A 13,120-nucleotide genomic window follows, 5' to 3' on the forward strand; every position below is an offset into this window, starting at 1 on the left:
ACAGGTGTCTTGAGGACGCCTATCGTTCCGCACGCTCCAGCGTGGTAATGAGTGGGTCACGCTCTGCGTCACAGATCTGCGCTACGCCGCACGTTCAGGATCGGGCGCAGTGCTCAAAGCCCGTATTTCTTGACCTTGTCAAACAGTGTGGTCTTGGCCATGCCCAGTTCCTGACTGGCCTGGCTGAGGTTGCCGCCGCTGCGTTGCAAGGCGTCGCCGAGCAACGAGCGCTCGAAGGCTTCGACCGCTTCGGCAAACCCCAGGCTCTGGTTTTCACTGACCGTGCCTGACTGCTTGAACGCTGGCAGGCCAAGGGCAAAGCGTTCAGCCACGTTGCGCAGTTCGCGTACATTGCCCGGCCAGTCGTGGCTCATCAGGTTCGAACTGGTCTGTTGATCCAGCACGGGCGGTTCGCGGTCGAAGCGTAACGACGACAACTGCAGGAAGTGTTCGAACAGCTGCAGAATGTCTTCGCGGCGCTCACGCAAGGGTGGCAGTTCAAGCGTGACGACGTTCAGGCGGTAATACAGGTCGCTGCGGAACTGATTGGTCTTGCCCAAGGCATTCAAGTCGGATTTGGTTGCCGCTATGACCCGGCAATCCACGGCAACGCTCTGGTTGGAACCCAGCCGCTCGAGGGTTCGCTCCTGCAGGACGCGCAACAGCTTGATCTGCAGATTGACCGGCATGCTTTCCACTTCATCGAGAAACAGCGTGCCGTTGTGCGCGTGTTCGATCTTGCCGATGCGCCGTTTGCCCGCGCCGGTGAAGGCGTTGGCTTCATGGCCGAATATTTCCGACTCGAACAGGCTTTCCGCCAGCCCGCCACAGTTGAGCGCCACGAACTGGCTGTCCTTGCGCCGACTGAAATCGTGCAGGCAGCGCGCGACCAGTTCCTTGCCCGTGCCGGTTTCGCCTTCGATCAGTACGTTGGCCGAGGTGTCGGCGACGTTGGCAATCAACGCACGCAGGTTTTGCATGGCCGGGGAGCGGCCGATGATCCGGCCCTCCAGCGAATCGCGCTCGGCCAGTTGCTTGCGCAACGCCCACACTTCACGGGCCAGGCCGCGTTGTTCCAGTGCGCGTCGGGTGACGTCCACCAGACGCTCTGGAGAAAAGGGTTTCTCCATGAAATCGTAAGCGCCATCGCGCATAGCGTTGACGGCCATGGTGATATCGCCATGGCCGGTGATCAGCACCACCGGCAGGCTGCTGTCACGTGCCTTGAGACGGCCCAGCAACGCCAGGCCGTCGATGCCCGGCAAGCGAATGTCGCTGATGACGATACCGGCGAAGTTGTCACCGATGCGCTTTAGCGCCTCTTCAGCGCTGGCAACGCCTTCGCTGGCGATGTCCTCCAGCGCCAGGGCCTGCTGGCAACCGAGCAATACATGCGGATCGTCTTCAACGATCAGGACAGTCAGGTCGCTGTTTATGCTCATGGGTGTCGTCTCATGTCGGGCTGTCCGGGTGGCGGGCATCGGGGATAAACGGCAGGCTCAGGACAAACGTCGTACCGCCGTCCTGCGGATGCTCTGCGCTCAGGCTGCCTCCGGCTGCGGCGGCAAGGCTCGCCGACAGCGTCAGGCCCAGCCCCAGGCCTTGTTCGCCCGGTTTGGTGGTGAAGAAAGGTTCAAACAGATGCTTGCGCGCCTCGGCGTCGACGCCGCGCCCGTTATCACGTACCCGCAGACGGTATCGGCCGTCGACAACCGATCCGCTGAGCCATAACTCCGGTTGCGGCAGGTCGAACATGGCATCCAGTGCGTTGCCGATCAGGTTGACCAGAATCTGTTCCAGGCGGGTCTGGTCGATGGTCAGGGTGGCGTCGACGAAGTCTCGATGCACTATCAGGCCGGACTGCTCCAGACGCACGCTCAGTAACTGCGCCGCCGCATCGACAGCCTTGCTCAGTTGCGCCTGGCCCTGATCGTCGCCGCGTCTGGCGAATGCGCGCAGGCTGGCGGTGATGCGGCCCATGCGGTCGACCAGGTCATTGATGGTACGCAGGTTGGTACTGGCGGTATCCAGCGCACCTCGTTCCAGAAAGCGCACGGTGTTGCCGGACAAGGTGCGCAGTGCGGCCAGAGGCTGGTTCAGCTCATGCGCAATGCTGGTCGACATCTGGCCGATGGCTGCCAGCTTGCCGGCCTGTACCAGCTCGTCCTGCGCCTTGCGCAAAGTGTCTTCGGCCTGCCTTCGTTCACGAATCTGCGCCTTGAGGCGTTCGTTGCTGGCCCGTAGGTGTTCGGTGCGCTCGGTGATCTTGCGTTCCAGCTCGTTGTTGGCCGCCTGCAGCGCTTCCCTGGCAGCAAGCCGGGTCGAGATCACTTTGCGCCGCTCGTTCCAGGCAATCAGCAGAAAGGTCACCAGCGCGCAGGCCACGGCGACCAGCATGCCCTGGTTGGCCGCTTCACGGCGCAGATCCTCCAGCGGAGTAAGCAGTGTCAGGTGCCAGGCGGTGTCATTCAGCGGGCGGCTCTGGGCCAGATAACTGACCTTTTTGTGTTCGCGGTCGACACTGATGTTGGCGGGGAAAACCAGTGTTTCGACGCCTTCAGACAAGGTTTCCCGTTCCAGTGGCACCAGTTCGTTGAGCGGCCACCAGTAATATTGCAGGCTGCGAGCCAGACGCTCCTTGATCTCGGCAGTGAGCGGACGTACTGATTTCAGACGCCGAGCCGGGTCGCTGGAGAGGATGATGATGCCATTCTCGTCGCTGACAAATGCCTCCAGGCGCGCCCGCTGCCAGCGTTCTTCAAGTGCTTCGAGGCGTACCTTGATCACCGCAACGCCGATGATGCGGCCTTTGTCTTCCAGCCCATGCGCCAAGTAATAGCCCGACTCACCGGTGGTGGTGCCGATGCCGTAAAAGCGCCCGGGCAGGCCGCGCACGGCATCCTGAAAGTAGGCACGGAAAGACAGGTCTTCGCCCTGATAACTGTCGGCGTCACGCCAGTTGCTGGTGGCCAGCACACGTCCGGTGGTGTCCATTACGTAAATGGCACGGCTGCGGCTGCGTCGATTCAGCCCTTCGAGGTAGCGGTTGACCTGCTGCTGAAGCTCGGGTCCCGGTTCGTTCAGCAACTGCGACACGCTGGATTCCAGTTCCAGCACGCTGGGCAGGTAGGTGTATTTGCTGATTTCGCTCTCGACCGTGCGGGCGTGCAGCTCCAGCTGGCGTTCGCCGGTTTCGCGCAGTCCCTTGATGGCGCTGTGTTCACTGACCAGATAGGCGATATAGCCCAGCCCGATCATTAGCATGAGGATCAGCGGCGGTAGGAACAGTTGGCGGATCAGACGGGGTTTCACGGCGAGTGATGGCGGGGCGGCGCGATAAAGAGTGGGGTCGCATTTCATCACAGTCGTCCTGGACCGAACAGCTGCCCGCGGATGAGCGGGCAGCCGTTAAAGTACTGCCTAGTGCTGCAGAATCTTGGCGAGGAATTGTTGGGCACGCTCCGAGCGTGCGCTGACGTCACCGAAAAATTCTTCCTTTGCACAGTCTTCGACAATCTGTCCCTTGTCCATGAAAATCACCCGGTTGGCGACTTTGCGCGCGAAGCCCATCTCGTGGGTCACGCACATCATGGTCATGCCTTCCTGAGCCAGTTGCACCATCACATCGAGCACTTCATTGACCATTTCCGGGTCGAGCGCGGACGTGGGTTCGTCGAACAGCATGACCACCGGGTCCATCGCCAGCGCGCGGGCGATGGCGACACGCTGTTGTTGCCCGCCGGAAAGCTGGCCGGGGTGCTTGTGCGCATGCTCGGAAAGGCCGACGCGCTCCAGCAGCTTCAGTCCCTTCTCGGTGGCTTCGGCCTTGCTGCGGCCCAGCACCTTGATCTGCGCGATGGTCAGGTTTTCGACAATGCTCAGGTGCGGAAACAGTTCGAAGTGCTGAAACACCATACCGACCCGCGAGCGCAGTTTCGGCAGGTTGGTCTTCGAATCGGAGATCGATGTGCCGTCGACAACGATATCGCCTTTCTGAAACGGTTCCAGCGCGTTGACACATTTGATCAGGGTCGATTTGCCGGAGCCGGACGGGCCGCACACCACAACCACTTCGCCCTTGCTGACCTCGGTGCTGCAATCGGTCAGTACCTGGAAGTCCCCATACCACTTGTTGACGTTTTTGATGGAAATCATACGGCAAACCTTTTTTGCAGGCGCTTCACCAGCAGCGAGGCGGCAAAGCTGATCGTGAAATACACCAGACCGGCAATGATCAGGAACTCGTTGGCGCGCCCGATGATGTCGCCACTGGAGCGCGATGCGTTGAGAAAGTCGACGAGGCCGACGGTGTACACCAGAGAGGTGTCCTGAAACAGAATGATGCTCTGTTGCAGCAGCAGCGGGGTCATTTTGCGAAAGGCCTGGGGCAGGATGATCAGTCGCATCATCTGCGAGTAATTCATGCCCAGCGCCTGAGCAGCGCCCATTTGCCCCTTGGAGATCGACTGCACGCCGGCACGGACGATTTCGCAGAAGTACGCGGCTTCGAACATCATGAAGGCCACGACGCAGGAGGCGAACGCACCGATGGGCGTGTCTTCACCGGTAATCCAGCGCAGCACGAACGGCACGGCCAGGTAGAACCAGGTGATCACCAGCAGCAGCGGGATCGAACGAAAGTAGTTCACGTAGGCGCCGGCCACATTGGCCAGCAGCTTGTTCGATGACAGGCGCATCAACGCCAGCAGCGTGCCAAGTACCAGGCCTCCGACGACACCCATTGCCATCAGCTTGAGGGTCATGACCATGCCGTTCCACAGGCCGGGAATGGCCGGAACGATTCCAGTGAAGTCCATTATTTGCCCCCCAGTGAGATGAGTCCCGGTACGGCGACTTTCTTCTCGATCACACGCATCAGCAGCATCAGGCTCATGTTCAGCGTGAAGTAGATGAGGGTCGCGAGGGTGAAGGCCTCGAACAGGTTGGCGGAGAATTCGGCGGTCTGTTTGGTCTGCGCAAGCAGCTCCATCAGGCCGATCAGCGACGCGACCGAAGAGTTCTTGAACACGTTCAGGAATTCGGAGGTGAGCGGCGGAATGATGATCCGGTAAGCCTGCGGCAACAGCACGTTCCAGTAGATCTGTGGCAGCTTGAAGCCCATGGCGCGTGCGGCCGATTCCTGGCCCTTCGGCAGTGCTTCAATGCCGGTACGCACCTGTTCGCAGACCCGGGCAGCGGTGAACAGGCCAAGGCAGACCACTACGCTGAGGAACGCGGAGGTGGTCGGGTTAAGGTCCTGCTTGTACCACTCCTGCAGGTTTTCCGGCAGCAGGTCGGGCACCAGGAAGTACCAGATGAACAGTTGCACCAGCAGTGGCACATTACGGAAGATTTCCACGTATACCGTGGCGATACCTGACACCAGACGGTTTGGCACGGTGCGCATGACGCCCAGCACCGAACCCAGTATCAGGGCAATGATCCAGGCAATGACAGCGATGGCGATGGTCCAGCCCAGGCCGGAGATGAACCAGTCCAGATAGGTCTCGCTGCCGACGCCGGTGGACTTGAAGAATACGCCCCAGTCCCAGTTGTAATTCATCAGGGTCTCCCCCTCTTTTTATTGCTATCGAAATGCACGCACTGTCGTCTGTCGAGAATGACGAGGCGATCCCGGACGAGCGCTGCCCGCCCGGGATGCCGTCAGTTCAGACTGGCTGAACCGGTCTCTCAGGCTTTCTTGTCGTCAGCTGGCTTATCGGTCGGGTTCTGAATCAGTTCCTTGAGCTTGTCGCTCATCGGGAAATTCAGGTTCAGACCTTTCGGAGGGACAGGGGACATGAACCACTTGCTGTAGATGGCGTTGATGTCGCCGGACTTGTAGGTAGCGACAATGGCGTCATCCACGGCCTTCTTGAACGGGGCATCGCCCTTGCGGACCATGCAGCCGTAGATCTCGTAGGATTGCGCTGTACCGGTCACTGCCCAGTCGTCCGGCTTCTTGGCCTTGGCCATTTCGCCTGCCAGCAGCGCGTCGTCCATCATGAAGGCGACTGCACGGCCGGACTCGAGCATCTGGAAGGATTCACCGTGGTCTTTGGCGGAGATCACGTTCATGCCCATCTGCTTGTCAGCGTTCATCGCCTTGAGGATGCGCTCGGACGTGGTGCCCGCCGTGGTGACGACGTTCTTGCCTTTCAGGTCGTCGAAATCCTTATAGCTGGAATCCTTTTTCGACAGCAGGCGCGTGCCGACTTCGAAGATGCCGATGGAGAAATCGACTTGCTGCTGGCGCTCGACATTGTTGGTTGTCGAGCCACATTCCACATCGACGGTGCCGTTCTGAACCAGCGGGATACGGGTCTGCGAAGTCACCAGGTTGTACTTGACCTTGAGGTCAGGCATGTCCAGGTCTTTTTTGATGGCTTCGACGATTTTCAGCTGGATGTCATGGGAGTAGCCCATCGGCACGCCAGAGGCATCAGCGATGTAGGAAAACGGGATGGAGGCGTCACGATGGCCCAGCGTAATGGTGCCGGATTCCTTGATCTTCTTCAGAGTGCCAGTGAGTTCGGCGGCGAAAACCGGCGTGCTGATCAGAGCGGCAGCGATGGCTGCGCCCAACAGGTGGGGAACGATGCGCATGGGTGAGTCCTTGATGTCATTTTTTATTGATGGGGCCGCAATCAGAGTCGGCCCGCTTGTTGGCGAATGCTTCAACGGCGTCCACATCCAGACACACGCTCTTGTCGAAACGCTCGGTTCAGAATGTAGAGCATGAGTCGTGCCAGACCGTTTGTAGAATTCAACGCGCTGAATTTAAAAGGGTTTTTTTAGATCGGCTCTGATGCTACGGACAAATGCGTCCGGGAAGCCGAATAAAGCGGGGGCGATTGTTCGGAAAACCGAATGGAAAGGGGGGCGGGAGGATGGCAGTAAGGAGGGAAACCTGTTCACCGCACGATGGGTGAACAGGTTGCAAGCAGATTATCAGGCGGCTTCGAAAGAGGTTTTGTTGCGCACGACGGTTTCCAGGTAGCTGCTCACGGCGGCCTGTTCCTCAGGCGTCATGAACAGGCCCAGCTTGGTGCGGCGCCACAGGATGTCTTCGATGCTGGTGGCCCATTCCTGATCGCACAGGTAATCGACCTCGCGGGTATACAGGCCTGCACCCAAATGCTGACCAAGGTCTTCCAGACTTTGCGCGCCCTCCAGCAAGCGCCAGCTGCGGCTGCCGTAAGTGATCGACCAGCGCTTGGCGATAGGCGCGGGCAGCCAGCTGAAGCGGCGGGTCATTTCTGTCGCCAGCGCTTCGGCGGTGGTCATGTCTTCGCCGCCAGGCAGGGCAGCGTTGGCCGTCCAGCTCGGTTTCATCTGTTTGAAGAACGGTGCCAACTGCGCCATCGCCGATTCTGCCAGTTTGCGGTAGGTGGTCAGCTTGCCGCCGAACACCGACAGAATTGGTGCCTCGTCCGCGCCGCCTGACAACGAAAGCGTGTAATCACGGGTAATGGCAGAAGGATTATCGGACTCGTCGTTGCACAGCGGGCGCACGCCAGAGAATGTGTGGAGCACGTCTGCGCGACTCAACTGTTTCTTGAAGTGGTCGTTGGCCACTTTCAGCACGTAATCCATCTCGCCTTCGGTGATGTCCACCTTGTTCGGATCGCCCTGATACTCACGGTCAGTGGTGCCGACGATGGTGAAGTGCTCCAGGTACGGAATCGTGAACACGATGCGCTTGTCTTCGTTCTGCAGAATAAACGCGTGCTCACCCTCGTAGAGTTTCGGCACGATCAGGTGGCTGCCTTGAATCAGGCGGATGCCGTAAGCCGAATCGAGCTTGAGGTCTTCACGGATGAACTTGGCTACCCACGGGCCTGCCGCATTGACCAACGCCTTGGCGTGGATCGAGAACAGGCTGCCGTCGCTGCGCTCAAGATGCAGATGCCACATGCCCTTGATACGGCGGGCGCTGACACAGCGGGTCTGAGTATGAATGTGCGCACCGTTTTCACGAGCGGACATGGCGTTGAGCACTACCAGGCGCGCGTCGTCGACCCAGCAGTCGGAATATTCGAAACCGCGGGTGATGCTCGAGTTGAGCGGGCTGTCCGCACCGAAATGAATGGTCCGCGATGCGGGGAGTTTTTCGCGCTTGCCAAGGTTGTCATAAAGGAACATCCCGGCACGAATCATCCAGGCCGGACGCAGGTGTGGGCGGTGAGGCAGCACGAAGCGCATTGGCTTTACGATGTGCGGCGCTTTAGCAAGGAGCACTTCACGTTCTGCCAGTGCTTCACGCACCAGGCGGAATTCGTAGTGCTCCAGATAGCGCAGGCCACCATGAATCAGCTTGCTGCTGGCCGAAGACGTATGGCTGGCCAGGTCGTCCTTTTCGCAGAGAAAAACCGAGAGGCCGCGACCGGAGGCATCCGCTGCGATACCGACACCGTTGATGCCACCGCCAATAACGGCAATGTCGTAGACCTCTGAGAGGGGCGGGGTTGGCACGTTGGTGTGGGGCATTGGTGGCCTCCTGGACAATTCGTGAGCAGTGCTCGAAAGGCGAATCTGAACATTAATGTTCATTTTCGAAAATCATAGCTCAATAAAATGACCCTTGCCAGCACGTATCGATTGAAAATACTGATGATGGTGTCAGGAAAAGAACAAATATGAACATTGTAGGGCGGGAATTGTTACCGGGAGGATCGGTGCACTGCCTGCACTGAATTGCTCTGGATCAACGATCTGCGCTGCATCGCTTGAACCGGGGAGGACGCAGAGCGTCCGGAACGGCATACCTACGCAGAGCATGGGTACGATAGTGTTCTTCAAGACACCTATCGTTCCTCACGCTCCGGCATGGGACTGCCTTGGGTGACGCTCTGCGTCACAGATGCGTGCTGCGCCATATGTACACAAGTCTTGTGGGAGCGAGCTTGCTCGCGAAGAGGCCGGTACAGACTCCAGAAAATAGGGCGCTCGACGCACCGTCTTCATGAGCAATGCGGACCGCCGCGCGAGCACCGCTCGCGCCTGACAATCACACCACTTCCAGACGAATCTTGTGCTGATTCAGCAACTGCTGCAGTGCGGGCACGGGTGGCTGGTCGGTGACCAGGCAATCGATGAGGGTGATCGGCCCCAGGCGGACCATGGCGTTGCGTCCGAACTTGCTGGAGTCAGCCGCCAGCAGCACTTTGCGTGCGTTGGCGATGATCGCCTGGGACACCCGTACTTCCTGATAATCGAAATCCAGCAGGCTGCCGTCTTCGTCGATGCCGCTGATGCCCACCAGGGCAAAGTCCACTTTGAACTGGGTGATGAAGTCGATGCTGCCCTGGCCCACCACGCCACCGTCACGTCGCACATTGCCGCCTGCTATCAACACCTCGAAATCATCCTTGGTGCTGAGGATCGACGCCACATGCAGGTTATTGGTGATGATCTTCAGGTTGTTGTGGTTGAGCAACGCACGGGCGATGGATTCGGTGGTGGTACCGATATTGATGAACAACGAGGCGTTGTCCGGGATCTGCGCGGCGATGGCCTCGGCGATCCGTTGTTTTTCATCGCGCATCTGGTCCGCACGCATGGCGTAGGCAGTATTTTCGATGCTGGAGTCATAGGCCGCGCCGCCGTGGTAGCGGCGCAACAGGTTCATTTCCGCCAATTGATTGATATCACGGCGAATGGTTTGTGGGGTCACGACGAACAGCGTCGCCATCTCCTCGATGCTGACATAACCACGGTCACGGACCAGTTCGAGGATCTGTTGTTGGCGGGGAGGCAGGTTCATTGTTTTTCCTTGGACGCCCTCTACAAATGGCGCCCATCATGCCGCAGGAAAGTGCAACCTGTCAGCCGGAATCCTGCTCCCCTCCTTACAACAGCGCTGTCACTCTTCGTTTTCGTGCGGTTCCCAGTCACGAGTACGCGCGACTGCTTTCTGCCAGCCAGCGTAAAGTTTTTCGCGATGCGCCTCTTCACACGATGGCTCGAACACACGCTCGATCACCGCCTTGTTACGCAACTCGTCCAGGCTGCTCCAGAAGCCAATCGCCAGACCGGCCAGGAAGGCTGCACCCAGTGCCGTGGTTTCACGCATTTGCGGACGCTCGACGTGGGTGCCGAGGATGTCTGCCTGGAACTGCATCAGGAAGTTGTTGGCCACGGCACCGCCGTCCACGCGCAGCGACTTGAGGCGTTCGCCGGAGTCCTGTTGCATGGCATCGAGCACGTCGCGGGTTTGATAGGCGATGGATTCCAGCGCTGCACGGATGATGTGATCGACTTTCACACCGCGGGTCAGGCCGAACAATGCGCCTCGTGCGTACGGGTCCCAGTAAGGTGCGCCCAGGCCCGTGAACGCCGGCACCAGGTACACGCCGTTGCTGTCCTTGACCTTGCCAGCGAAGTATTCGGTGTCCAGCGCGTCGTTGATGAGCTTGAGTTCGTCGCGCAGCCACTGCACGGTCGAGCCACCGTTGAAGACCGCGCCTTCCAGTGCATAGGCCACTTCACCACGCGGGCCGCAGCCGATGGTGGTCAGCATGCCGTGCGCCGACTTCACGGCTTTCTTGCCGGTGTTCATCAGCAGGAAGCAGCCGGTGCCGTAGGTATTCTTGGCCTGGCCGGGTTCGACACACATCTGGCCGAACAACGCCGCCTGTTGGTCGCCTGCGATACCGGCAATCGGGATGCCGCTTTTGCTGTGACCGTAGACCTCGGAGGAGGCTTTGACCTCTGGCAGTATCTCGCGCGGGATGTCCAGCACGTCGAGCATGCGCTGATCCCATTCCAGCGTATGGATATTGAACAGCATGGTCCGCGAGGCGTTGGTGTAGTCGGTGACGTGAACCTTGCCGCCGGTGAATTTCCAGATCAGCCAGGTATCGATGGTGCCGAACATCAGCTCGCCTTTGCGGGCGCGCTCGCGGCTGCCTTCGACGTTGTCCAGAATCCACTTGACCTTGGAGCCGGAGAAGTACGGGTCAATCACCAGACCTGTGGTGTCCTTGATGTACTCCTCAAGACCGTCGCGCTTGAGCTGCTGGCAGATCTCGGTGCTGCGGCGGCACTGCCAGACGATTGCGTTGTAGATCGGGCGGCCGGTGTCGCGCTCCCAGATGACCGTGGTTTCACGCTGGTTGGTGATACCGATGGCGGCGATCTGGTTGTGGTGCAGATCGGCCTGCGCCAGCGCCTTGGTCATGCAGGCCGTCTGGGTGGCGAAGATTTCCATCGGGTCGTGTTCGACCCAGCCTGCCTGCGGGTAATGCTGGACGAATTCGCTTTGGGCAGTGCTCACCACGTTGGCGTCGCGGTCGAAGATGATGGCGCGCGAGCTGGTGGTGCCCTGGTCAAGAGCAATGATGTAGTTCTTGTTCTGTGTGTCAGTCATGTCGATTGCCTTGCATTTATTGGGTGGGATTCAGTTGAGTGAGATTCAAATTGAGGGGTGCTCAAGATGAAGCCTGAACTTTGCCGCGAACCACAGGAGCCTCTTTTTCATTTTCAACAGGAGCGGCGCTGGGCAGATGACGCGCAATCAGCGCGCGGTAGCCAGCAGCACCAAGGCAGGCACCCAGAATGGGCGCAAAAATCGGAACCAGGAAGTAAGGAATGTCACGACCGCCGGTGAAGGCCATTTCACCCCAGCCAGCGAAGAACGTCATCAGCTTCGGACCGAAGTCGCGCGCCGGGTTCATGGCAAAACCGGTCAGTGGGCCCATCGAGCTGCCTATCACGGCTACCAGCAGGCCGATCAGCAAGGGCGCCAGCGGGCCGCGCGGCAAACCATTGCTGTCATCGCCCAGAGCCATGATCACACCCATCAGAATGGTGGTGATGACCACTTCGACCAGAAAGGCCTGACCGACCGAAATGGCCGGGTTTGGGTATGTCGAGAATACCGACGCCAGTTCAAGACTCTGCTCGCTGCCGCGAATGATGTGGTGAGCATGTTCGAAGTCGAAAAAAAGGCTGATGTACATCAGGTACACCAGACCCGCTCCGCAGAACGCGCCTGCGATTTGCGCCGAGATATAAAAGGGCAATTTACGTTTTTCAAAACCGGCGAACAGACTCAGCGCGATGCTGACGGCCGGGTTGAGGTGGGCACCTGAAATGCCGGCGCTGAGGTAGATCCCCATGCTGACAGCCATGCCCCAGATGATGCAGATTTCCCAAAGACCGAAAGTGGCTCCCGCGACCTTGAGCGCTGCAACGCATCCTGTGCCGAAAAAAATCATCAGGGCGGTGCCAAGAAATTCAGCCACACATTGCCCGGTGAGCGTCGGTTGTTTTAGTGCGATGGACATGGATACCTCATTTTTGTTTTTGTCTCGGCACCCTGAGACAGGCGTGGGTGCTCGTTATTCGTGCGTCTCAGAAAAAACCCCATTTCTGATCGCCGGTGCGAGTTATACCGAAAAACCGCTTTCGATAATATTCGTAAACGAAAAAATATAGACAAGAAACAACGCTGTCAAAGGTCGGAACCGAACGGTCAGTAAATCGCCAGGACCCCGCGAGGACCCGGCAAGACCGCTTTACACCGGGGAATTCAGGCTGTTGCCAAAAGGCCATCAGTGTCGCAGGTGGCGTGAATCAAGGCATGTTCACTTTACTTCGCTTAAAGTGATGGGCATTCGGAACCTTTTGGAGCGCTGCATGACACCCGCACTGGATTTGCTGAAAAAACATCGCGCCGAACATCGCATTCACAGTTATGAACATGATCCGAAAGCGCCTTCATATGGGCTGGAGGCGGCGGAAAAGCTGGGTCTGGAGCCTGCACAGGTGTTCAAGACGCTGCTCGCCAGTACCGAAAAAGGCGAATTGCTGGTCGCCGTCGTGCCGGTCGTCGGAACACTTGATCTAAAGGCTTTGGCGCAGGCTGCCGGGGCAAAAAAAACCGAAATGGCCGACCCTGCGGCGGCGCAACGCTCGACGGGTTACCTGTTGGGTGGCATCAGCCCTTTGGGCCAGAAGAAGCGTCTGCGCACCTTTATCGACGAAACTGCGCAGCGCTTTGACAGCATTTACGTCAGTGCCGGGAGGAGGGGACTTGAGGTCGAGCTTTCACCAGCGGTACTGGCTGAATATACCCAGGCCAGATTTGCCCCGATCGGCAGGGAATGATCTGCGT

At 58.9% G+C, this 13,120-nt stretch carries 11 protein-coding genes; 1 reads left to right on the forward strand and 10 read right to left on the reverse strand.

The window, feature by feature from the left end:
* Window positions 1-113: 113 nt before the first annotated feature.
* The 10 genes from LCH65_RS03380 to LCH65_RS03425 form a co-directional block, all read right to left on the reverse strand.
* Window positions 114-1,442 carry a sigma-54 dependent transcriptional regulator gene (locus LCH65_RS03380; protein WP_058396671.1) on the reverse strand — a complete coding sequence of 443 codons (1,329 nt, stop codon included), beginning with the start codon at window positions 1,440-1,442 and terminating at the stop codon, window positions 114-116.
* A 10-nt stretch (window positions 1,443-1,452) separates the two neighbouring features.
* Window positions 1,453-3,360, reverse strand: coding sequence for an ATP-binding protein (locus tag LCH65_RS03385; protein WP_044308848.1), 1,908 nt, complete (start codon window positions 3,358-3,360; stop codon window positions 1,453-1,455).
* A 60-nt stretch (window positions 3,361-3,420) separates the two neighbouring features.
* Window positions 3,421-4,155 carry an amino acid ABC transporter ATP-binding protein gene (locus tag LCH65_RS03390; protein WP_003363626.1) on the reverse strand — a complete coding sequence of 245 codons (735 nt, stop codon included), beginning with the start codon at window positions 4,153-4,155 and terminating at the stop codon, window positions 3,421-3,423.
* Window positions 4,152-4,820 carry an ABC transporter permease subunit gene (locus LCH65_RS03395; RefSeq protein ID WP_170947361.1) on the reverse strand — a complete coding sequence of 223 codons (669 nt, stop codon included), beginning with the start codon at window positions 4,818-4,820 and terminating at the stop codon, window positions 4,152-4,154. Before LCH65_RS03395 ends, LCH65_RS03390 begins: the two co-directional genes overlap by 4 nt.
* Window positions 4,817-5,563, reverse strand: coding sequence for an amino acid ABC transporter permease (locus LCH65_RS03400; RefSeq protein ID WP_003363624.1), 747 nt, complete (start codon window positions 5,561-5,563; stop codon window positions 4,817-4,819). Before LCH65_RS03400 ends, LCH65_RS03395 begins: the two co-directional genes overlap by 4 nt.
* A gap of 128 nt (window positions 5,564-5,691) precedes the next feature.
* On the reverse strand, window positions 5,692-6,606 hold the full coding sequence (locus LCH65_RS03405) for a glutamate/aspartate ABC transporter substrate-binding protein (RefSeq protein ID WP_003363622.1): 915 nt from the start codon (window positions 6,604-6,606) through the stop codon (window positions 5,692-5,694).
* Between the two features lie 345 nt (window positions 6,607-6,951).
* The gene (gene glpD / locus LCH65_RS03410) at window positions 6,952-8,490 is read right to left on the reverse strand and encodes a glycerol-3-phosphate dehydrogenase (RefSeq protein WP_054082114.1); all 1,539 of its coding nucleotides are present in this window, start codon (window positions 8,488-8,490) and stop codon (window positions 6,952-6,954) included.
* Between the two features lie 520 nt (window positions 8,491-9,010).
* The gene (locus tag LCH65_RS03415) at window positions 9,011-9,766 is read right to left on the reverse strand and encodes a DeoR/GlpR family transcriptional regulator (protein WP_003363617.1); all 756 of its coding nucleotides are present in this window, start codon (window positions 9,764-9,766) and stop codon (window positions 9,011-9,013) included.
* Window positions 9,767-9,865: 99 nt separating this feature from the next.
* Window positions 9,866-11,371: a glycerol kinase GlpK gene (glpK, locus tag LCH65_RS03420; RefSeq protein ID WP_003363615.1), complete on the reverse strand. Its 1,506-nt coding sequence runs from the start codon at window positions 11,369-11,371 to the stop codon at window positions 9,866-9,868.
* A gap of 61 nt (window positions 11,372-11,432) precedes the next feature.
* Window positions 11,433-12,290, reverse strand: coding sequence for an MIP/aquaporin family protein (locus tag LCH65_RS03425; protein WP_003363613.1), 858 nt, complete (start codon window positions 12,288-12,290; stop codon window positions 11,433-11,435).
* A 352-nt stretch (window positions 12,291-12,642) separates the two neighbouring features.
* Here LCH65_RS03425 and ybaK point away from each other — a divergent pair, with 352 nt between their 5' ends.
* Window positions 12,643-13,113: a Cys-tRNA(Pro) deacylase gene (gene ybaK / locus LCH65_RS03430; RefSeq protein ID WP_003363610.1), complete on the forward strand. Its 471-nt coding sequence runs from the start codon at window positions 12,643-12,645 to the stop codon at window positions 13,111-13,113.
* Window positions 13,114-13,120 lie beyond the last annotated feature (7 nt).

Origin of the sequence: Pseudomonas sp. MWU16-30316, from assembly GCF_020515645.1 — a bacterium.
GTDB classification, from domain to species: Bacteria; Pseudomonadota; Gammaproteobacteria; order Pseudomonadales; family Pseudomonadaceae; genus Aquipseudomonas; species Aquipseudomonas cerasi.